Origin of the sequence: Paenibacillus sp. FSL K6-1122 (genome assembly GCF_037977015.1) — a bacterium.
Classification (GTDB): Bacteria; Bacillota; Bacilli; order Paenibacillales; family Paenibacillaceae; genus Paenibacillus; species Paenibacillus amylolyticus.
In genome coordinates, this window is record NZ_CP150272.1 from 5,431,296 (window position 1) to 5,455,446 (window position 24,151).

A 24,151-nucleotide genomic window follows, 5' to 3' on the forward strand; every position below is an offset into this window, starting at 1 on the left:
ATACATTCTCTTACTCGCTTGCGTAAAACATTAACCCAAAAGACCTTAAACCTAAGCCTGAAAGCCTATACAATTTTCTAAAAATAATACAAAAAAGCCCTGATCTCCACAAAGAGACAAGGCTTTTCTCGGAATTACTGGTTATGCAACTGTAATAATTGATTCATCACATTTGCCATATGCTCACAGAGTTCAGCAATGTCCCCCATCTGGTCTTCATTCACACTGCGGTCAAAACAAACGTGAGCCATGACGTTATAAATGATTGGCTGTTCATCAAAGATATACTGGATAGTCTGGCATATCCTCTGCTCAGGCCAGCTCTCCTGTAATATCGAACGAATGGCTGGGCACTGCCTCTCAGGCTCTTTCATAACCATGCCAAACCGGATTTCCAAACGACAACCTGGATGAGCGCCAGGCGTCTCCAGGATCTCCGCTGCGAGCTCATTTAGGGAACTACTTAACACAACCTCGCCTGTTACTTCCGGACGATCCCTGAGACAAAATTGTAATGTGAACTCTCTGGACATCACTGCCATCTCCAGCCGATCTTTACGCCCCGTAATCTGAATACGTTCGTCCAGGTTATCCATATCATAGAGATAATTCTCAAACCCGACTTTCAGATTGTCATACACTGTTGGATCAAACATTGAATTAAACCTACTTTCTTACCCTTTAACATGTATTGTAGTACATTCTCATTTTTCATGCGAACGATGTGCCTATTGAACTCTCTTGCTCAGCAAAAAAAGCCCAGTCACTAGGACTGGGCTCTGGTTAAGCATGAGATCTGGCAAGATCCCGTAGCTTGGTTTATTCTTCTGTAGCTTTTTCTTCAGCTGCCGGTTCAGCTTCCTCAGCAGATGCTGTTGGCTCTTCCTCAGCGGCTTGTGGCGGCATGACGGACGCAATGATGGATTCAGGTGATGTTACGAGTGTCAAACCTTTATCGAGTTTGATATCCGCAGCAGTCAAACGATCACCAATGTCCAATCCACTGACATCCACCTCAATGGACGTTGGCAGATCCGCAGGCAATCCTTCTACTTCCAGCTGTGTCTCCTGTGTCTGGAATACACCGCCAGCTTTCGAGCCGGCCGCTGTACCCTGGAAGTCGATCGATACACTTACGCTAATCGGCTTGTTCTTGGAAATTTGCAAAAAGTCTACGTGCAACAAACGTCCGTTACGCTCTTGCTGATCCTTGATCAGCACCGGAAGCGTTTTACCGCCCTCCACATTCAGGTTGAACATTTCGGAGCGGCCTGTGCGTGCCACTTTCAGCATTTCTTTTTCATCTACATGTATTGAAGCACCTTCAAGTCCCGGGCCGTAAACGACTGCGGGAACTCGTCCGCCTTGTCTTAACAGGCGCAGTGCTGCACCTTTCTTTTCCGTTCTTGGCGTTGCTGTAAGTTGAGCCATTTTTCCGTTGGATTTCATGATTGAACATCCTCCTTCAAGGGATCACTACATTATATTTGTTGGAAAGCACTGAGGCTTATCTCATAGACCATAATGGTCTTTTTTCCTTTGGCCGAATCGTGGGCCATATCTATATTTACCCCAATGATAGAGGATCTCAAACACGAAACAGGACAATTAATTATTTTTTGGCAAGTTATAAGGCATATAATCAGACCAAAAAAGCAGTCGGAATCTCTTCCAACTGCTGATTTATCAAGGTTTTGACGAACTACATTTAAAGTTATACATAAAGAAACTATGCGCTATTACGATCCTCTGTTTTTTCGCTTTCACGAATGATCTGCATCTCGTCTGATCCGCTACGGACAATAATGTGTACATCCCCGTCTTCAGGTACAATGTCCACGTAACGGTCCCCGCACGTATCTTTAGCTTCCCATTCGTTCAATCGAATGATCAATCCCAGGTGATGCAGACCCGGAGCAACGCGGAAGCGGGCTTCGGCGGCATTACCGACTTGTTCCAGCCGTACTGCTCCGTCCTCCATACCTGTGCCCCATACCCAGACATCCCAACCTTCATAATGCTGGTCTTCCCGTTCGTATCGAAGCGTGACGGTTCGCGAAATCTGTTTATGAATCGTTACGCCAAGCGTTGCCCGGATTCCTCCAGCCTCAGCAATAATATGGGTTAATCCAGGTGTCATCGCACGTACGATCCCTGCTGCACTCACCGCTGCAAGTTCTGGATGAGAAGAGCTCCAGCGTATATTCGAATCCTGAAGCGGCTGACCAAATTGATCCAGAACCAAGGCACGGAAGCGACTGATTCGAGTCATGTACATGACAGGTTCACCCACAATTTCAATTCGTTCAGCATGACGATAATCCACTTGTAACATACAACTTGCCGTTATGTCCCCACAGTGCACTGTAATCGAAGCTTCTCCTCGTTCCAGTGCATGGATTGTTCCATCAGGCTGGATCTGAATAATATCCGGATCAGAAGAAGTCCAGGTAACTGGCGCTTTTTCCACCACATTGCCAATACTGTCCCGTACGATCGCTCGCAGTTGAGTAGTCTCCTTCGGACTATATACGTGGCGAGGAAAACTAATCTCCACTGTTGATGGTTCAGCGCCTCCAGCATGCTCTGTGTCATACAGTACCATTAAGGACCATCGTTCTACCTGAACAGTACCACGAACAGTCTTGATCACGTCTGTGCCTGCCTGATGATCATTGACTACAACATGCCAGTCCCCTTCCCCCAGGTCAACATGCTGCTCATGTTCTGTTCCGTTATAGATGACCATAATCTGATTCCAGGTGTCCTGATTCGCACCATTCTGAAGTATAAAGGCAACTACATTGCCATCCGCACGAATCACACGTAGGTGATTTCGTACCTGTTCAGCATCAATCATACGAAAAGCGGGATGTGTTCGCCGCAAATGAATAAGACCACGATAGTAGTCGAACACTGGTCTAAACCGTGATTTGTTGGCCCATGTGATGGCGTTCACCGCATCCCCGCTCCGATAACTGTTATGATCACCGGCTTTGGATCTGAGCATCTCATCCCCTGAATGCAGAAACGGAATTCCCTGAGATGTAAGCAGAATACCGGAAGACAGTAAAGAGCGACGAACCATCTCATGATTCAAAACATCATCTGCATCCACATACCGATAAGGATCTGCTGCTTTTACCGCGGACTCAGCACTCCCTCCACCCACGGGCTGTCCGTCCTTCCATACGGGAAACCCTAATTCCTGTCTAAGGTTCATCGTTGTCGCAATTTTATCCCACAGATTGAGATTGTCATGGGCAGTTACATAATTGACAACCTCCACAGGTGAAGATGTGAAATCATCCAGTGCTCCTGCTAATCCCCTAATAAGCTCATATTCCTGCCCTCCGGCACCCGTAACAAACCCTCTGCCACTGCCATCACTATCGCCCTTGATTGCACTGCGAAAATGATCATTAAATACTGCAAACCCCTGACCTCGCTGGGTTCCTTTTAATGTTTTGCGGTCCAAAGGTGAATCTCCACCCATCCAGGGTTCCCCATAGATCAGAAACGCCGGATCGATCTGCTCCTTCAATTCGCGTGTCAATTCATTCATCGTTTCCGTATCAATCAGGGCCATGAGGTCAAATCGAAATCCGTCCACATGATATTCTTCTGCCCAATATCGGAGAGAATCCAAAATATATTTTCGCACCATTGGACGTTCTGTCGCCAATTCATTGCCTACACCAGAACCATTACTGAGGGTGCCATCCTCCCGATAACGGTAATAATAGCCTGGTACAATCCGTTCAAAAGGTCCCTCTTCCACGCTATACGTGTGATTATAGACAACATCAAGTACAACGCGAATTCCTTGTCTGTGCAGCGATTGAACGAGTGATTTGAGCTCCCGAATTCGAACTGCAGGATCACGAGGATCTGTCGCATACGAACCTTCGGGAACGTTATAATGCTGGGGATCATACCCCCAGTTGTATGGTGCTCTGACATTTGAACCCACATCTGCCGTAGCAAGTTCATTCACCGTCTGATAATCCGCCACAGGCAGAAGATGTACATGAGTAACTCCCAGTTCGGCAAGATGGTCTACGCCAATACTATTGCCTGCTCTATCCGTCAGACCGGATGCCGTGAATGCCAGATATTTTCCCTTATACGGAATGTCTGCATGTGGGTCTGAGGAGAAATCACGGACATGCAACTCATATAACACGGCATCGACAGGACGTAGAAAAGCAGGTTTGACATCCAGGTCCCAATCGACTGGATTCGTGGTCTCCGGGTCTATAATAGCCGTTCGTTGCCCATTAGCCGTTACCGCTCTGGCGTAAGGATCAACAACCACTTCAACCCGCTGATTATCATGGATAATTCGGTACATATAATAATGTCCTGCCCAATCGCCGCTGAGCTTCAGACTCCATATTCCGTCCGCATCACGTGTCAAGAAATGTTCCTGCCCATTTTCATGATCTTGTACTTTACCACTATCGTTGTAATGCCCTTCATCGTCAAAAATCAATATATAAACCTGCTGTGCCGTAGGTGCCCACAATTTAAAAGTACTTGCTGCACGAGTATATGTTAAGCCAAGATCGTTGCCTTCGTAACAAAAAGAAGTCCATTCCGGCATCGTTCCCACCGCCTTTATATCCATTGATTTCGTGTTGTCCCGATGTTACGGAGCGGGACGTTGTTTGTCAACCCGGGGTTGTCTGTACTCATCATATCGGTCCAATTTGCATATTCAATTAGCAATCGCTTTCAAAATATAGGATATGAAAACAAGCGCCATAGATTGACAGCATTTGTACCTGTCCCGACAAAAAAAATTTGGAATATACAAGAATAAATTACAGGATGTCATTTGGTTGAGATTAAAAATGTACTAACCGGTGCACAGCATAAAGAAGGTCCAGACATGACAATGTATAGCCCTGCGACCAAGGCAATGGTCTCTGACGCATCAACAAATCCCCCTTTCTTAGAAGAAAGGGGGATTTGTTTTATCTCAATTTATTTGATTAAATTTGATTGATTGGATATCTTGAACGTGTCCTTGTTAGCGATTTAACTAATGGTCTGTTGGCATCCTTCAACTCTTGGCAAGCTTTGCGTCCATCAGGAATTGGAATACATCACCGTTAGGGATATCGCATTCACATGTACCTGTCCGTCTTGTATGGTACGTATCGTATCAATGCCTGCCTGTCCTTTTTCTACAATCACATTCCATGTCCCTGTGGGGACAGAGATGTCACGGTTTTCTTTTGCCGCGTTATAGATGACAACAATACGTTCCCGAGAATCGCTGGCTGCTGTACCGTTCAGTTCATAGGCTAACAGCCCATTGCCTTTTTCGATTAGACGAACATGCTTCTCGATCTCTTCCCGTGTACGAAGCCGAAAGGCTGGATGTTCTCGCCGAAGACGGATCAGCCCACGATAATAATCAAATACCGGCTTGAACAGCTTCTTTTGCTCCCAATGGATGGCATTGACTACGTCTCCACTCTGGTGGCTGTTGGCGTCCCCATATTTGCTGCGAAGCAGCTCATCTCCAGCCGCGATCAGGGGAATACCCTGGGAGGTTAGAACGATACCATTGGCAAGCAGACAACGCCTAACGGTCTCATTCTCCAGAATGTGTTCCGGATCGATCTGCAGGTACGGCTTAGCCTTCTCTACGGCCTCTTCCACACTCTGGCATCCACGAATACTTCCATCCTCGTCATAGGTGAGGAAATTCAAGGTATCGTGAAGTCCTTGTGTACGTGCGACTTTGTCCCACAGGTTGAGATTATCATGCACGGTTACATAGTTAATCGTCTCGGATGGACCATCCGTAAAATCCTGAATGGCTCCCCGGACGCCAGTCCACAATTCGTCTTCTTTCCCGTCCACGCCCGTCGCAAATCCCGTACCCATGCCATCGCTGTCTCCCTTGATTACTCCGCGGAAATTATCGTTAAACACAGCAAAACCAGCTCCGCGCTGCGTTCCTTTTAGGGTCATATCATCTCCAAGCGGCGAATCCAGTGCGCCCCATGGTTCACCATATAACAAAATGGATGGTGACACTTCGGTGTGCAGCTCCGCTGCAAGCTGTTTCATCGTAGTTGTGTCGATCAGACCCATCAGATCAAATCGAAAACCATCCACATGGTACTCCTCTGCCCAGTAACGGACCGAGTCGATGATAAACTTACGAACCATGGTGCGTTCAGTAGCTACCTCATTGCCCGTACCTGAGCCATTGCTATAGGTTCCATCGGCGTTTTGACGATAGTAGTACCCTGGTACAAGTTTTTCAAAAGAGCTACCTGCTGTATTAAAGGTATGATTATATACCACATCCATAATGACACCTATTCCCTTGTTATGAAGGGCCAGCACCATGGATTTGAACTCACGAATTCGTGTCTCCGGATCATCTGCACGTGATGCATAGGAACCTTCCGGGACATTGTAATGAAGCGGATCATATCCCCAGTTATAGTTGGAGTCATCAGACGTATCACCATCCACCCTGGATTCATCCACCGTCGCAAAATCAAATACTGGGAGCAGATGCACATGGGTAATCCCGAGTTCAACCAAATGATCGATCCCCAGTGTGTTGCCCTCCGAATCACGCAGACCCGTCTCGGTAAAAGCCATGTATTTGCCTTTATTCGTTATACCAGATGATGGGTGAATGGAAAAATCACGTACATGCAGTTCGTACAGGACTGCATCTACAGAACTGGTCAATTCCGGGCGAATATCCTCACTCCATCCCTTCGGATGTGTCTGCTCCAGTCTCACAATTACACCCATTTCTCCATTCATGGTCACTGCTTGTGCGTAGGGATCTACAGCAGTAGTTGAATGTCCATCTTCGAAAGTAGGCTTGTACATGTAACGGTAGCTACTTAAATCACCCTCCAGTTCCAGAACCCAGATGCCTTGTTCTTTCTTTTGCATAGGTAGCGCCTGCTGTTTCCGTTGATTGGGCTCTTCCTCCGGGCTCCCCCCTGTCAAAGGTGGGTACAGAAGTAGTTCCATCTGAACAGCTAACGGTGACCAGACTTTGAAGTGACAGGTTTGTGCTTCTAATGTGACACCTAAATCTCTTCCTTTGTATGTATCTTCTGAAATCAATAGTTCCTGCTTATCCTCTTCAATCATATGTGTTGTTCCCCTCTCGTTGAGAAAATTGATGAACATGGATGGTACGAGTGCTCCTTACCCTTTATACCCGTTCTGCTGCCCAACCATAATCCGAATTACACAAAAGAAGACAAACGTCATGTAGATTCACATGACGCCTGCCTTCTTTATGGGTAAAACGATATCTCCCTAATGCGGTACCTGGGATTGGAAATCATTCCGGCTGGATTGATCGGCGTGGTACAAAACCACGTCCCCATCTTGCATCGGCCAGCTTTTTCCCTGACCATCTACCGGGCTGTTATCAAAACCTTCCATTTGCCATTGATTCATCAACGGTGCATGAATATATTGCAGATGCGGTGCACTCGTATTGCCACTGCGCAATGTTTCGATATTGAAGTTAACCACAATGTAACCGTCCCTCAGAAATACCATTGCCTTCTCATCCAACTGGTTTTGTCTGGAAAGCGACTCGAGATCGGTTCCTTTGGGTACAGCATATACATCTGCTGGCAAGCTATATTCCCCATACCAGCGCTGAATCGCTGCATTCGCCCGATCCACATTAACACTGGAGGGAATATCTGCTTTTGGGCCAATGAGTGTACGGATCTGTGAAGGAAGAATCATCCAGTCATAACGACCTACCCACGTTTTATGATGAGAGGTCTGATCCACAAAACGAACCATATGTTCCGCCATTGTACCCTGATTGCGTTCCTCCGCCGACAGTTCATAGGTATACTGATAACGCGCTGTATCACCTAACTCCGTACCGGGGACATTCCGCAACCGTGAGTTCAGGACAACAAAGCGTTTTTCTAAATCTTGTGCCGATCCGATACGAATGAGTCGTTCCTGTCCTCGATGGTAGTATAAATCCACTTCTTGCCGGGTGGTGCCATCTTTACTCACAAAAGAGAACGTCGGCGTAATTCGGATACCATCCTGTTTCCCAAACATATTACCCTTGGTTTTCAGATCAAACTTGAAATGGTAACCCGTCTTCACTGCAGCATTTCGGAACCCTTGTACCGGATGACTGCCAGGACGAATAGGCAGGACATAGGGAGCCAAATTACCTCGGGGATCTCCGTCTATACTGTTTCCTCCGGTCCAGTAGCTTACACCTGTTGGTTCGGGGCTGCCTATCCGCTTACGGAACACATTCTCCCAGTTGTAGTCTGAAATATCGGTGATGTGAAAATCATATAATCGTCCGATAACGTCTACAGCAACGGTATCTGCTGCGACATGATGAGTCAGATTCGTATTGGCATCCTGTTGTTCTGTGTAGTTTGCAGGTGCATTTTCGGCGATATTTCGAAACTCGATCTGGTAATTCCCTTCATCTACCCATACAGGAAGATAAAAAGGAGTGTCCAACTGATTTACCGGAATATCCACCCATGTCATGGCCGGAATAAACTGACTTCTGGCACCGTTATAGACATCAAATGGGAAACGAACCTGTTTGATCCGGAAATATTTCGCATAATCATGGTTTCCATAACCAGGGTAACTCGCTACATCCAGATGCTGCCCTGAAGTTGGGATGCGTACAATAAACGGACGCTCTAAAATAAGTGCAGCTCTTGTCGGATCAGGCGTGGTCTTCTGGTTATGCAGCTGATCATCTGACACCCAGGCATAGTTCACAACTGGAGTATGTACTGTCACCGAGTTGATGCCCAGAATGGGGAACTTCTGATCCTGACCTCCGTTAACATTGCTAGGGAGCAGTCCATACGTTATCTCACCCGTGGTTGGCTGGTTAGCTTTGTTCATCAATGTGTTCTTGATCGTCAGACGGTTCTGGTACAGAACATCGTCTCCGATCATACCAGGCTGCGGGATCATCCCAGGTCTTGGAGCTGTTTTTTCCACGGGAGCAGGGTCCATAATCGTCGCTCCATTAAAGGTTACCTTGTCGTTATTAACGGTGTTCTCTCTAACCTCCGCTTCAGCTTTGGATTGAAACAATGATGTTTCATCTGGCGTAGGCGGTTCATCCGAACCACCAGGAACCCCTTTGATGCCGAGATCAATTTCTCGACATGGCGCAGGTTTCACATGATTGGTAACCGCAGTATCCATAGCCGATTGCAAAGTCGGTGGTGTATATGCATTGGGCATAAGGGTCACGGTGTCACCATAACCGCCTAACGCATAGTTAGATACCTTTGCCTCATTTAACTTGTATACCTCCAGGTTATCAATCTGCCAATAGCTATATGTCCGTGTTACTTGCATGGTTTTATCCCCAGGCACATCACGTTCTCTGGGCTGAGGAGGTGTCCCTGGATCCCCCTCACCACTAGACGCTCTTCCCGGGATCGTCCAGGTTTTATGATAAACCCTTTTCACCTTAACGGTGTAAGTCACCGTTCCTGTCATGTTAATCCAACGGTGCTGAAACAGATATCCCTTGGCTAAAACATTGGCATAGAGATCTTCCGAAGTTGGAATACCACGGGTAACATCGAACTTCTCAGATCCACGCTCGTCTGCCTTCAACACACCTCGAACAGACGGGTCCATAACCGATGCTTCAATAACCGTACCTCTACTCGGTGGACTGATGGTCACGGGGCAAGTGTTCGCAGGGTCACCCCCCGGATCGCCATCATTACCACCTTCTCCATTATCCGTGCAGTCCTTCACCTCAAGCACCTGAGTCCCTTGTTCATCCAGTTGCTGAGGAGAATCAAGAAAATGAGCTTTGATGGTAGTGCTACCCACGATCCCTTTTGTCGTGATTTTGCCATCAGCACCGATCGTTGCCACAGCCGGATTCGAGCTTTGCCACGTCAATTTAGGGTGAGCCGTCAGTTTATGAACAGAGCGATCCGGTTTGGTTAGAACGGCTTCTGCCTGTAGTGGTGTTGTATTGGCTTTACAAGCGTTCGGCAAATTCACCACGAGTCCTGGCTCAGACGTAACGGTTATGGTGGCTGTATCCGAGATCAGATATGTACCATTGTTCCAGATCGCACGCACAGTGACCGTGCCTGGACTTTCGGCTGTTAACATCCCTGTTTTGAGCTCTATACTCGCAATCGTCTCGTCAGAAGAAAACCATTTGATCTCCGTTTCCCTGCGGGATACGTCTATGCCTCCATTAAAATCTGTTTCGCCATAATGTCTTGTGCTAACTTCGGCTTTCATCTGCTTTGTTTGTCCAATAGTCAAAACCGAATCCGGTGTTACATCGATTTCTTTTTCTTCAACCAGATCGCCTTCCCAGATGATATCCATTGGTGTATGGTAGGCTACTATTTGCTTGAGACAACCTTGATTTGTTCTACCACCATTTTCATAATCATTCCACTCAGTTACTTGATGTGAGCCTCCTGTTTTGGTAATGATCTTTACGACAGTACTACCTTCTCTTATAACTGTAGTACCAACCCCAGTATAGAATAACTGCTTCACGCTTGTTTGATAATCTACACTCTTAATACGAACATTTTCTACCATTCGCTGTGTAATTTTTTGAGATTGAAACTCTGGCCAATATTCAGCGGGCCACCTGGAAAAATCCACTTCGTTAGGTATTTCTTTCTCAGCTGGGTACGGTCTAGAACATGAATTACTATTAAGGTTATCCGAGAAAGTTGGTCCGTTAGTGTGATCTGCCCTGAAGCTACCATTATCAAGCTGATACCAATAAACACCCGGATTCGCTACCCTTTCTAACGACTGTATTGTATTTGATATTTCTTGTTTCTTGGGTCCATACGAATCCGAGCTTGCAGCTTCTATAGGCGATGATAAATTCAAACATAGTATATTAAAAAGAAAAATTAAGATAACAATTAAGGATTTTTTCTCACCATGGACCCACAATAATACTTCACCACCATTTAATACTACTTACATATTTTGAATTTGTAGAACATTTTTACTTTTTTCGTTAAAGATATACGCCCCCCTTTTTCCATCCAAAACGGATGTGACCCAAAATCTTTTCTTCACATCTTTTTTTATCAAATCTCTCGAACTTTCCGGAATAGTAACTAAGCCGTTCTTAGAGGTGTGCTTAAGATCCAATCGATTAAACTGTAAAAAACCATTGTATAAGCCTCCATTGAAGGTGATTAAGTTGGATTTATCAATTTTGGATGTAAAAGATATATCTGCAAAAGCCATATAATTACCTTTGAAAAGATGAGTTTCTGGACCAATAAATAATGGTGCATAGATACCTTTTGCTTTACCTTGGGTAACATCCACGACGATATATCTATGGAGTGTAACTACACCGGATTTATTAGATAAATTAATTTCTTCTTTAGATATATCACTTACTTTAACCGAATTCTTCGTATACCTATAATTACTAATGGTCGTTAAATTCGTACCCGTCGTGCCGACCTCTCTCATCTCATTCAGATCACTGTACTTCCCCGCATCCGTGCCCTCCACATCCATATAACGCAGTAAAATGGCCGATACTTCTGCACGAGTGGTGGAATCCGCGGGTTTTAATGTGCCATCCTGGAATCCACCGACAATGCCTGTCCCACGGACAAGGGCAAGATACGGAATCTGCTCAGCACGAATGGTGCCACGGTTCACTTCCGGTGTGGGAAGCAGCGTATTTTTTGTATCGTTAAAAGCATCTTGGAAGCTGGCTCCGGACTTGATCAGTCCATTGGCAATCCATTTCATCATCTCGTAACGCGTTAGCTCCGCATTCGGATTGAACCCTTTGGCATAATCGCCAGCGTTAATGAATCCTTGTCCAACAAGTTGGCTAACCGCCGCTTCAGACCAATGTCCCTTGAGATCAGCAAAGGGATTCTGCCCCTCTACCTTCTCCAGTCCAGTCGCACGGGCAAGTATGGTCGCATATTCCCCACGCGTGATTTTGCCATTAGGACGAAACGTTCCGTCCTGGTAACCTGAGATCAGATTTTTTTCATAAGCTTTGGCAATTGTCGCTTGAGCCCAGTGGCCCTTGATATCTTTGAACTTGCTAAGAGCAGTATCACTTGTTCCCGATGCGGCATTCGCTTTTGACGTCAAATGTACGGGTCCAACGGACAATAGTGTTCCTGCCAATACAGCTGTCGCTAACAACCCGACAATCCAACCGTTCCGTTTTTTCTTCTTCTCGTGTCCATTAATCTGCTTCTTCAATCTACTCACGCTCCTATGTACCTTAGTATGGGGATGCTTTACTTGGTCAGCCTAGTCACTTCTCTTCATAACCAAAACCTAAATTTGCCATAATAATCAATATTCTACCATGTTGTACTAGGCTATTGGTATTATTTTTCGTCCATCCCCATCACGTTAAGGCGTGCGCCCCTCCTTCCATAGACCCACTTCATTCGCCTAAAACACAAAAAAAGGCCATGAATCCGCAGATTCATAGCCTTATGCTTTAAGGGTGTGGTCTTTCTTATGATATTGGAAAATGAATTCACTCATAGAATAAACCATATCATTCCATTTGATCAACCTTTTTTTATTTCACCCAGCTTTATTTTCCGTTCAATTCCTTATAGGAAGCTTCCAATTCCGTAATCAATTGATCACCACCAGCTTTTCTCCAGCTTGCGATTTCCTGCTCCCAGCCTGCATCATCGATTTTACCCATAATGTACTTTGTCTGTGCATCCCAGATCATCTGATCCAGCTCCTGACCACGCTCAGTATAGATTGCCGAAGACAAGGTGAGTGCCGGATTGGCGATGGCGTATTGCTCATTCTCACGCGCCATCTTTGTACCTTTCATACCAATCGGAACATCAACCAGTTCAGGCACGTTATAACCTTCAATACTTAACAGATTATCCCGGTATGGCTTCACTTCACGCTGATAAGCGTCAAAATCCTTAAGTTCGGTTTTCCCATCCGCAGTCTTGGTGTAGTGCACATCGAGCAATCCACGGAGCTGCAACGCACTTAATTCCTCATCCATCAACTGATCCAGGAACGTGAGAACCTGCTTCAATTGCTCCTCATCCGTTACGGATGCCTTCGGGATGACTAGCATTCCATAGTTTCCTGGCTCACCGGCGATTCGAATACCGTCGGTTCCCTGGAACGGAGCTACATCAATTTCTCCATCCGGAGCGTTAGGTGTAAGCCGCTGCTGAGAGGACTTTCCGTTCTGGGCCACACCGTTAAGCTTCATGCCAACTAAGCCGGAATCCATTTTTTTGTCCGCATCAGAAGGGTCCAAGGCAGGGAAATCACTATTAATCAGTCCCTCGCTGAACAGTCGCTTGAAGAGCTTCATTGTATCCACATATTCGGTGGTCAAGAACTCCGGGGTCAGTTTCCCGGCATCATCCACACCCCATTTGTTGACGCCCCCAATACTTACAGCAATCCGCGTCAGTGGGGAAGAGACACCCTCATTATACTTTTTGAAAAGCAGTGCACCGTACGTATCTTCCTTACCATTCCCGTCAGGGTCATCCTTACGAATAGAGCGCATCACTTCATACCAGTCATCCAGCGTTTTGGGTATATCCAGCTTTAATGTATCAAACCAGTCCTTGCGATATACGATCGCAGTCCGTCCAATATCCCGGAAGTTCGGAATACCGTAGACCTTGCCTTCAATTTTGATATTGTTAAAATAAGCTTCGGATTGGGCAGACAGGTTCTTATAATCCTTCAAGTAAGGCCCCAGTTCCCAGAACAGTCCCGTTTTGGCGGCATTAAATGTGGTCGGTACATAATTCACACGCATAATGGTCGGCATCTCGCCTGAAGCAACCATAACATTCACCTTATCATCAAAAGCAGACTGCGGAATCCACTGTACATTAACATCCGTATTTGTATATTCCTCAATCTTCTTTTCAATCCCGTTCTCCTTGGCCGGTATATCTCCTACCTGCATTAAAGAGATGGAAATGGGAAGTTTACCTTCCCCTGCAGCAGGTGCTTTTTCTCCCCCGCAACCTGCAAGCAATCCAGCGGACATTGCACCAATTACAACGATTCCGCCTAAACGGGACATTGGACCTCTTGGACTCATGAACCATCTCTCCTTTTTGATAGCCAAATTGTTCAGCAATCTTGCCTCACTTTACTCAAACCAACCATGTATGCGCTATCATAAGTGTTCTAAAAAGAAGAACCAGCATTACGCCAGTTCAATCTCCACTCCCGCCAAAATGAACGGAGCGACCGACTTCGGATCATTAATCCGAATGGACTCGGTCACATAATACTCATAGGACCCGTCACGATACGGGCTTCCTCCAAGACCGGCTCCGCCATTACACTGCGTCAAGGACAGCACGCCTTCACGGTCCGTTTGCAGCAGATACTGCACCAGACCCTGATACCCTTTTTCCGCAACCGCTTTGAACTTGCCACTTAGATATCCTTTACGCACACCTTTGGCCAATGCATAGACAAACATTGAGGTCCCGGAAGCCTCCAGATAGTTCCGCTCACGTCCCGGTTGATCCAACAAATGTGGCCATAGTCCGGTCTGCTGATCCTGCACATGCACTAGTGCGTTTGCTACCCGTTCGAAGATACCCACAATCTGCCCGCGCTGCGGATGATCTACCGGCAGATAATCCAAGGTATCCACAACCGCCATCACATACCAGCCCATCGCCCGACTCCAGACATGTGGTGAACATCCCGTCTCACCCGAACTCCAGCGTTGCTCTTTGCTCTCATCCCAGGCATGGTACAAGAGACCGCTACGCGGATCACGTGTACGTTGCTCCACCAGCAAGAGCTGCAGAGCCGCCTTGTCAAACCACTTCTCTTCACCCGTCACTGCGCCATACTGAGTCAGATACGGAGTAGCCATGTACAATCCATCCAGCCACATCTGGAAAGGGTAAATCTTTTTATGCCAGAATCCACCTTCACTCGTATGTGGCTGTCCCTTAAGCTGAGTCATAAGCAACTCCGCAGCTTTGCGATACTTCTCTTCTCCCGTTTTCTCGTGCAACAGGAACAGTGATTTTCCCTGATTGATCTGATCCAGATTATATTCCTCGATCGTATAGGAGCGAATGGAGCCATCTTCCTGAACAAAATGATCCATCAACTCACGGATGTAGTCAAAATACTTTTGCTCCCCCGTGTGCGTATACAGCTCCTCCAGCGCTTTCAGTAAGCAGCCGTTCTCATAATGCCAAGTGGCGTACAGCTCATGGTTGCGATAACTTTCCATGAATTGCTGTGCCATACGCACCGATGTGAGTTGCAGTGTTTCCTTCATGATCAAGCCTCCGCTTCCGGCTCCTTATTGAGCCTGTTTTTTGTAATCTTCGGCATATTCCTCACGAATCTTGTTTCCACCCGCATTGCCCCAATTCTCGATTTCCTTTTCCCAGCCACTTTGATCGATCTTGCCCATAATGTATTTGGTTTGCGCATCGGCAATCACCTGATCCAGATCCGCCCCGCGGTCACCATACGTTGGAGAATATAACGTCAGCGCAGGGTTTGGCACAGCGTGCTCCGCAAGTTCCTTGGCAAGTGCCGTACCTTTTTCACCCAGTTCGGTGTCCTTCAATTTTGGTACGTTATATCCTTCCACATAAGGAAGGTTGTCACGGTAAGGCTTCACTTCACGTTGGAATGCATCGAAGTCACTCATCTCCACCTGATCTTCGCCCACTTTGGTGTAATGTTTGTCTTTCATACCACGCATCAACAGGGTCGCCATCTCAGGGTCCATCAGTTTATCCAGGAAGGAGAGCAGGTTTTTGAGTTCTTCTTCCGATTTCACCGTTGATTTAGGGAATGCCAGAATCCCGGAGTTACCCGTCTGTCCTGCAACACGATCTCCGTTCGCTCCAAGCAAACCAGCGATGTCTACTACACCATCCGGATTGTTTTTGGACAAACGCTCTTGCTGACTTTTTCCGTTCTGCGCAACACCAACACGGATACCCACAACACCGGAATCATACTTTTTCTCCGCTTCCGTAGAGTCGAATACGGCGAAATCTTGGTTCAGCAGTTTCTCATCGTACAAACGTTTCAGCAGATCCAGCACCTGCATATATTCCGGTGTCATGAATTCCGGCGTGAAGCTGCCATCATCCTCGACTTTCCACTTGTTAGGTGCACCAAAACTTACGCCAAGGCGCGTTGTGAAGGAATATTGATCCTCATTATATTTTTTAAAAAGCATTAGTCCAAACGTATTATCCTGACCATCTCCATCCGGATCGGAGGTTGCCAGTGTTTTAATCGTTTCATACCATTCATCCGGTGTGGCCGGCACCTTGAGATTCAGCTTCTCGAACCAATCCTTGCGATAGATCACTGTAGCCCGCGCAATATCGGAGAATACAGGAACCCCGTAGATTTTTCCCTCTACCTTGATGTTGTCAAAAAAACGCTCGTTCTGTGCCGACAGATTTTTGTAGTCTTTCAGCAAAGGCCCCACTTCCCAGAACACGTCATTACGCATCGCGCTGGTCACCGTTGGGTTATATTGTACTTTCACAATTTTTGGCATATCGCTTGAAGCGATCATTACGTTAATTTTGTCATTATAGGCCGAAGCCGGAATCCACTGGATATCCAGTTTCGTATTGGTATACGCTTCAATCTTTTGCTGAACTTCATTGCCTTTGCTTGGCACATCACCCACCTGTGCAATGGCTATGGACACATTTTGTACGCCGCCCTCGGCAGCCTGACCCTCGTCTGATCCGCATCCTGCCAGCAAACCTGTCACCAGTGCCAGTGTGCTCAAGACAGCTACGGCTTTCTTTTTTGTTGCTTTCATAACATGAAAACCTCCCTTTTTTTATGCAGTCATAGTGAACTGACTTTGAACCATGTGCCGACTCAACCTTTCACCGAACCCAGCATCACTCCTTTTGCAAAGTGCTTTTGCAGGAATGGATATACCAGCATAATCGGGATTGTGGAGAACACGATAACGGCCATGCGAATGGTAAGCGGCTGGATCTCGGTCTCTTCGATACTTGTGTCTCCGATTCGGCTCTGTGCCAGAATGACAATCTCACGTAGCCAGACTTGGACAGGCCACTTCTCACTATCGTTGATATAGATAACAGCGCTGAAGAAACTGTTCCAGTGGGCCACCGCGTAAAAGAGTGAAAATGTCGCCATGGCTGGCATGGACAACGGCAGTACAATCCGGAACAATACGCTGACATCGTTACATCCATCAATTTTGGCTGCATCCTCCAGCTCGTCGGGAATGGCCTGGAAGAAGTTTTTGAGTACGATCAAGTTAAATGCACTAATAGCAGTAGGCAGCATCAGTGACCATAACGTATCCGTCAGGTGCAAGGATTTCACGACAAAGTATGTTGGAATCATTCCGCCACTGAAGAGCATCGTGAACAATACACCCAGCAAAATGGGCTGGCGTCCACGCAAATATCTTCTAGAGAGCGGATACGCCATAAGTGATGTAAACAGCAGGTTAATGAAGGTACCGATCACGGTAATATAGACCGATACACCCAGACTCCGAATCAAAGTATCTGTAGAGAAAATGTAACGGTACGCAGCCAGAGAGAACTCTTTTGGAAAAAGAATGAATCCTCCCTTAGCCACTTCATGCGGACTGGTAAACGAGACGGCCAAAATATACATGAACGGGATGACCGTCACGATACCAATCAACAGCAGCAAGCCGTGATTGAGAAAATCAAAGATCCGGTTGCCCCACGTTTTATCCTGTTGCATCTTAATGTTCACTCCTGTCTGGTGAAGAACGTCTGCTCCGAAGGGTTAGTAGACGCCTTCCTCCCCGAATTTTTTGGCCAGCGTATTGGCACCAAGAACAAGCGCCAGCCCGACAACCGATTTGAACAACCCGACAGCAGCACTATAACTGTACTGTGCCTGGGTAAGACCCTTCGTGTACACGTAGGTATCAAATACTTCGCCCACATCCCGGTTTGTCGGAGTTAGCATCAGGAAGATCTGTTCAAAGCCTGTATCCAGGAAATTTCCCAGACGCAGAATGAGCAAAATGACGATTGTACTGCGAATGGCCGGCAACGTAATGTGCCAGGTTTGGCGCCACCGATTGGCACCATCAATCCGTGCAGCTTCATAGAGCTGTGTATCAACACCGGAAAGCGCCGCCAGGAAGATAATTGTGCCCCAACCAACTTCTTTCCAGATGGATTGTCCAACAATCATCGTTCGGAACCATCCCGGTTCAAGCAAGAAAGCCACCTTTTGCCCAGTCAGGTTATAGAGCAATTCGTTAATGGCGCCGCCCTCGGTTGTGAACAACATGTAGAACACACCGACAACAACAACCCAGGAAACAAAGTGTGGAACATAGACTAGCGTTTGTACAAATCGTTTGAAGCGTTCACGGCGAACTTCATTCATCATGAGTGCCAGTACAATCGGCAGTGGGAAAAAGAACACAATGTTATAAATGGCAAGTAAAAACGTATTCCGAAATAATGTCCAGAACTGCGGTTCTCCGAAGAAACGCTGGAAATGTTTGAACCCTACCCAGTCACTTCCCAAGATGCCCTTGTAAGGCGTGTAATCCTGAAAAGCCATCGTGATGCCATACATGGGTATGTATTTGAAAATAACAAAGTAAAGCACACCCGGTATTAACATGATATACAGCCACCGGTTTTTGATAATGTCCCTCCACAGCAGGTTTTTGTCACTGCGGGTAGCGGGCCGTGTTCGAGCCGCCGTTTCGGCTTTCATATTGTCTTCCTCCCCACATTGGAAACGATTACAAAATATCACTTCCTGAATTCATGTCTTCATTGTGGAGGATAAACGAATGACTGGCTATCGTCTCGTTTTAGCCTTTTGTTTTTCCTTATGTAGCAAGGGTTTAGCTCATTTATATCACAGAGTTCAAAGGCGCAATGAACTGCTTTCAACCTCTATATTCCTGTCTTAACTTCATGGAGAAAAGTGGTCTTCTTCCTTCATCCAAACATAAAAAAGCCTGCCTGCCATGGCGGGCAGAGCAGGTTTGTTTTATCGCTGCTGCTCCCGGTACTTGCCGGGGGTTGTTCCTGTGATTTTGCGAAACGTACGGATAAATGCGGTTGGATTGGTATAGTTTAATTTCTCGGCAATCTCCGATATTTTAAGATTTGTTGTTTGCAGCCATGTCTTTGCTTTTTCCATACGATACTCTGCGAGATATTCCGTAAAATTGACTCCCGCTTCCTTCTTGAATACCCGACTTAGGTAAACAGGGTGAAAATTAAGCTCAGCGGCACAGGCTTCCAGCGACAATTCACGATCATAACGTTCCTCGATCAAACGAATCATACGTCTCGCAATATTCATGTATTGGGATTCTTCCTGCTCTCGCCAGAAACGGATGACGGGCAGGAAGAGCCGCTTACGGAACCAATTGGTCATTTCGTCCAATGTGGACAACTTCAGCAAATGTGACATGGATGCTTTTTCACCCAGTACTTCAGCTACATCCCCGCCCTGCTCCTGCACAAGCTGATATACACGAGACAATAACTGAACCATAATGACGGGGTATTCACTGAAATGAAGCTTTTTGTCTGCAAGCAGTCCCAAATATTGCTTAAAGTAGGCATCCGTCTTCTCCTCATCTCCTTGCTTGAGCGCAGACGCAAGCTGATCCTCGATCATACGTAACTGGGTATACAACGCGGCTTCCATCTGACCACGTGGCTGTATATCCTCGTAATGCAAAATAATACGGCTGCCCAGACTGACCCGGCCTTGCAGAGCCTCTCGGCTCTCCTGAACCGCTCTTGGCGTATCGCCAATACAAGAGTAGTAACGACTGATGCCGATACTTACGGGCAGATTAAGATAAGTTACGACACGTTCACGAATCCAGTCTGCCTGGGTATGCATCCATTCCTTCAGCTGCACCTCATCCGTCAGTTCGGAGGCAAGTACGGTGACCTGAGCATCATCCAGCATGACTGGGGTGAACCGAACTGCCGAAGGGAGGAGCTCACCTACCATATTGTTGACAGCAAACAGGAGCAGATCGCGATCCTGTTCCTCATATCGGGTCCCTTCCAAGGTATCAATCTGGAGCATGAGTACACCAAGACTCGCCCACCCTTTCGGAAAATCATACAATTCTCCCTGATATCTGAAATCCTCTTCCGAGATTTTGCCTGTGAGCAGTTTGGTCATAAAAAACTCCTGGAGATGCACATGCTGCCCCTTCATCTGCTCACGCATCGTTTTCTCCGAACTGAACAAGGTTGACAATTGCTCCTCAATATAGATAAATTCATCTTGACGGCGTCCTGACGGGGCAACTGGGGAATCCAAACCCTTCGTAAATTGCAGCAGTCTGGAGATTGGTGAGTACATCCGCCGACTGCCGTATATGGCGAACAATCCCGTTACACACAACATGACCAGTGTAGCGATACCGGTAACCAATGCAATTTTCTGTGACTGGGCCGTGATCTGTCCAAGAGATACAACGGACACGTATAACCAGCCATTGAGCGGAGATTGCCTATAGCTAACCGCCACTTGATTACCTTCAACCTCCGCACTGAAGAAACCCTCTGGCTGGCCCGTCGTTTGCACCATTTCCTGAATTTCCTTATTCAGCGCGTCATATTTCCCGCCTTGCTGCATATCGTTCAGAAAATACTTCTGCTCCCGATCCAGAACGTACATATCTCCAGAATTCGTATTCCGGCTCAAGTAGGTACTCAGTTCCGTATCGGCGATATCAATCACAAGAAATCCCTTTGGTTTCACATTGGTTGGTATCATCGGGATTTTGAATACCATACTGACCACATTATCCGATGATATAAGAGCAGGTGCCTGTTCGGGTGTTAGTTCACCCATACCTGCTGACACAGGTACACTTTCTTTGGCTGAACTGGCATTCTGAGTGACCCAGAACAGGCTGTTGGTATAACTTAGGTAGGAGCCAATTCGGTCTCGAATGCTGAAATCATCCAATTTGCCAAAAGAACGCATCGAAACAACCCAATCTTCATCCAGATTAACCAGATAGGCTTGGTCAATGTTCGTAACCGCTTGCAAGTTGTTAAAACCGGAGGTCAGATCACGAATCTCCTGAAACTCGCTACTGTCTAGTGGTTTCTTCATCGCTTGTAGTACCAAGGGCGAATTAACATACTGGATGGATGATAATTGCAGACTACGCAGAACTTGTTCTACCCTCATTTGGGTCTGATGTAATATCTGAAGATTGCTCTCACGCACTTTCTGTTCAATGTCACGTGAGGCAATCGTGTACGAGACCGAACCAATAACAATGACCGGAAGGGCTCCGAGGATCAACGTAAAACATAGCAAACGCAGTAAATACTTCGGCAAGAAGAGCATCCTCCTTTATACGTGTGTTTATTAAAATAAATCGCTTTCATTGGATTATTTTACTATTGTTATTTTAAAACCCATTCTTATTCAAGTCCACTCATTTATTCTAAAGGTTGACTTCAAACCAATTTCCAGTTTATATTGGTTGCATATTCCTCAATCAAAGGAGAGATTTTTAATGTCGGTGAATGTTCTTAACTAACCAAGTTTAATATTCAGGAGTTTGGCCTTTCATTGCGCTTGTGCCCATATGGCATACGTGTATTTCATGATGCGCCAGATCCCTGTACTTAGTTAAGAACAGCGGATATCATAAATCGCCTCCGGGATTGTAATTGTCCGGGTCTATTTCCGCGCTGAGTTCAGCGCGGATTTTTTAATATAGACCTGTAGTGGACTTTGCTTTCCCATACGTTTAGGGCGGAGAATGACGTTTGTTCATTCTCCGCCCTTTTTGCGTTTTCCAGGAATATGTATCAACGCGTCAACTGAAATTCCAATTCAAGGAGAGATTACGCATGAATGAGAACACATTAAACAGTTTGGGCTATCCACAAATTCAAAAAAACGTTGCAGACTGCGCCCTGTCTTATCTGGGCAAACGTTATGCGAGAGAACTAAAACCGATGGTAGATGCTCACCTGATCGAGATTCGCCTGGAAGAAACAGCAGAAGCGGCTGCGTTGATTCGCTTCGGGGCCAGTATCCCCCTCCCTTCACTCGACGGAATGGAAACCATTATGGATCTGCTTGGCACCGGTTATCTATTCAGTGAACGTGACTTCAGTCATCTCGCTCAGTTCCTGCGGAGCTGTGCACAACTCATGAAATACATGGAGGGCAAATCCGGGGCCGCTCCCACCGTCAGTCGTTATGCAGCGTCCATGATCATGATCGAACCTTTGCTGAGTGAGATTGAGCGCTGCATCCATAGTGGAAACATTCAGGATCAGGCGAGCAAGGAACTGATTCGTATTCGTAAAAAAATAACGGTGAATGCGGAACGCATGAAACGAAAACTTGATTCTCTGGTGAGTAAACATCGCTCCATTATGCAGGAACATGTCATCAGCCAACGGGGAGGAAGAACGGTGCTGCCCATTAAGAAAGAGTTTCGCAAACAGGTGAAAGGCAGTGTGCTGGATGAATCGGGGAGCGGGCAAACCGTGTATATTGAACCCGTTGAATTAGTAAGTCTGCAGATGGAATTGGCTGCTCTACAAGCCGAGGAGTCCCGAGAGGAGATGAGAATTCTCGGTGATTTAACCTCTCTGACCGAATCGTATAACCGTGAAATCGCCCTCAACACCGAAACGGTAGGTGTATTGGACTTCCTGTTTGCCAAAGCCAAATATGCGGCCACCATGGATGGGCGTACCGTTCGAGTCAATACTCAGGGCCACATTAGCCTTCAACGTGCACGTCATCCGTTCATGGGTTCTTCCATGGTTCCCCTTGATTTTGCAATCGGCAGAACATACTCGTCGCTCATTATTACTGGCCCGAATACCGGTGGTAAAACGGTCGCACTCAAAACACTTGGTTTGTTAACCCTGATGATGCAATCCGGTTTGCTTATTCCGGTAGAGGAAGGTGGCGAGATGGCCGTTTATAACGAGGTAGCGGTTGATATTGGTGACGGACAGAGTATGGAACAAGCGCTCAGTACATTCTCTGCACATATTCGCAATATGATTGGCATACTGGAACAGGCCAATACGTCGACTCTGGTGCTCATTGATGAGATGGCTTCCGGCACAGATCCCGGTGAAGGTGTTGGACTTTCTATCGCCATGCTGGAGGAACTTCACAGCCGCGGAGCAACCGTTGTGGCGACAACACATTTTGGTGAGATCAAGCATTTTGCAGCTGCCACCCCAGGATTTGAAAATGCCCGCATGGAATTTGACACCGTTTCTCTCCAGCCACTGTATCGATTGCGTATCGGAGAAGCTGGTGAGAGCTATGCTTACTCCATCGCATTAAAGCTGGGCATGCCACAGCGAATTATAGAGCGATCCAAGTCCCTGTCCGATCAAAATATTTCGAGAGATCGTACATTAGGGTTCACGTCACCTCCTTTGGAAACACCGATCCTGACGCCTGATCGTTCCGTTGCAGAAGCAGACGGCCCAGCAGAGTTATCCAAGCTGAATCAGCCGAAGCAGTCAAAGGATTCAATCGGTCTCAACAAAAAAACAACACCCAGAGAGTCAGATACCCCTGCTCCTGCCAAAAATTTTCGTAAAGGGGATCGGGTATATGCAGCCTATCTTAATCAGTCGGGCATCGTCTGTGATGTAGAGGATAGCCGTGGAAATATCGGGGTCATGTTACGTGGACGCAAAATAAAAATCCATAAGAAACGCCTGACCCTGCATATATCTGCCGATGAGCTTTATCCGGGTGACGATTATGACTTGGACATTGTGCTGGAAACAAAGGAAAATCGAAAGAAACGTAAGTTGATGGGACGCAAACATGTGAAAGGCCTACAGATCGAATTACCGCCTGAAGAATAGCCGATGGGAGAAACAGATGTGGTGAACTGGAAGTCATATATACAGAGTGAAATCCATAATCACCGGCACATTTCTGTTATACTGGTACCAGTATGTTTAACTTCAGCTCGTAGCTATTGCACAGGGAGGGAAGAACTGAATGTCTGCAGTACAAGACGATCAAGAGCACATCCATATCGATGTTCTTGTCTGCCCATTATGCGGGG

General features: G+C 46.6%; 13 protein-coding genes. 1 reads left to right on the top strand and 12 read right to left on the bottom strand.

Annotation, left to right across the window (positions count from 1 at the left end):
• Nucleotides 1-134: 134 nt before the first annotated feature.
• From NSQ20_RS24385 to NSQ20_RS24440, 12 genes are all read right to left on the bottom strand, one after another.
• On the bottom strand, nt 135-656 hold the full coding sequence (locus NSQ20_RS24385; RefSeq protein WP_339195077.1) for a hypothetical protein: 522 nt from the start codon (nt 654-656) through the stop codon (nt 135-137).
• A 163-nt stretch (nt 657-819) separates the two neighbouring features.
• Nucleotides 820-1,449, bottom strand: a complete 630-nt coding sequence (locus NSQ20_RS24390; RefSeq protein ID WP_036674494.1) for a 50S ribosomal protein L25 — start codon at nt 1,447-1,449, stop codon at nt 820-822.
• Nucleotides 1,450-1,729: 280 nt separating this feature from the next.
• A complete protein-coding gene (gene pulA, locus NSQ20_RS24395) occupies nt 1,730-4,606 on the bottom strand; it encodes a type I pullulanase (protein WP_340031045.1) in 2,877 nt (958 codons plus the stop codon).
• Between the two features lie 488 nt (nt 4,607-5,094).
• Nucleotides 5,095-7,143 (bottom strand): type I pullulanase, encoded by a 2,049-nt coding sequence (pulA, locus tag NSQ20_RS24400; protein WP_340031047.1) that lies wholly within the window; start codon nt 7,141-7,143, stop codon nt 5,095-5,097.
• 171 nt (nt 7,144-7,314) lie between these two features.
• Nucleotides 7,315-10,674 carry a DUF5704 domain-containing protein gene (locus tag NSQ20_RS24405; protein ID WP_340031048.1) on the bottom strand — a complete coding sequence of 1,120 codons (3,360 nt, stop codon included), beginning with the start codon at nt 10,672-10,674 and terminating at the stop codon, nt 7,315-7,317.
• A 330-nt stretch (nt 10,675-11,004) separates the two neighbouring features.
• Nucleotides 11,005-12,273: an S-layer homology domain-containing protein gene (locus NSQ20_RS24410; protein ID WP_340031049.1), complete on the bottom strand. Its 1,269-nt coding sequence runs from the start codon at nt 12,271-12,273 to the stop codon at nt 11,005-11,007.
• Between the two features lie 346 nt (nt 12,274-12,619).
• Entirely contained in the window at nt 12,620-14,131 is a 1,512-nt protein-coding gene (locus tag NSQ20_RS24415) for an extracellular solute-binding protein (protein WP_340031050.1), read from the bottom strand.
• A 108-nt stretch (nt 14,132-14,239) separates the two neighbouring features.
• Nucleotides 14,240-15,343 carry a glycoside hydrolase family 88 protein gene (locus tag NSQ20_RS24420; RefSeq protein ID WP_340031051.1) on the bottom strand — a complete coding sequence of 368 codons (1,104 nt, stop codon included), beginning with the start codon at nt 15,341-15,343 and terminating at the stop codon, nt 14,240-14,242.
• A 24-nt stretch (nt 15,344-15,367) separates the two neighbouring features.
• A complete protein-coding gene (locus NSQ20_RS24425; RefSeq protein WP_340031052.1) occupies nt 15,368-16,867 on the bottom strand; it encodes an extracellular solute-binding protein in 1,500 nt (499 codons plus the stop codon).
• A gap of 62 nt (nt 16,868-16,929) precedes the next feature.
• Nucleotides 16,930-17,802, bottom strand: coding sequence for a carbohydrate ABC transporter permease (locus NSQ20_RS24430; RefSeq protein ID WP_017686862.1), 873 nt, complete (start codon nt 17,800-17,802; stop codon nt 16,930-16,932).
• Nucleotides 17,803-17,847: 45 nt separating this feature from the next.
• Nucleotides 17,848-18,801, bottom strand: coding sequence for a sugar ABC transporter permease (locus NSQ20_RS24435; protein WP_017686861.1), 954 nt, complete (start codon nt 18,799-18,801; stop codon nt 17,848-17,850).
• A gap of 282 nt (nt 18,802-19,083) precedes the next feature.
• Nucleotides 19,084-21,420, bottom strand: coding sequence for a helix-turn-helix domain-containing protein (locus NSQ20_RS24440; RefSeq protein WP_340031053.1), 2,337 nt, complete (start codon nt 21,418-21,420; stop codon nt 19,084-19,086).
• Between the two features lie 521 nt (nt 21,421-21,941).
• On the opposite strand from NSQ20_RS24440, the gene NSQ20_RS24445 reads away from it, so the two are divergent.
• Nucleotides 21,942-23,945: a DNA mismatch repair protein MutS gene (locus NSQ20_RS24445; protein ID WP_340031054.1), complete on the top strand. Its 2,004-nt coding sequence runs from the start codon at nt 21,942-21,944 to the stop codon at nt 23,943-23,945.
• Nucleotides 23,946-24,151: the final 206 nt, after the last annotated feature.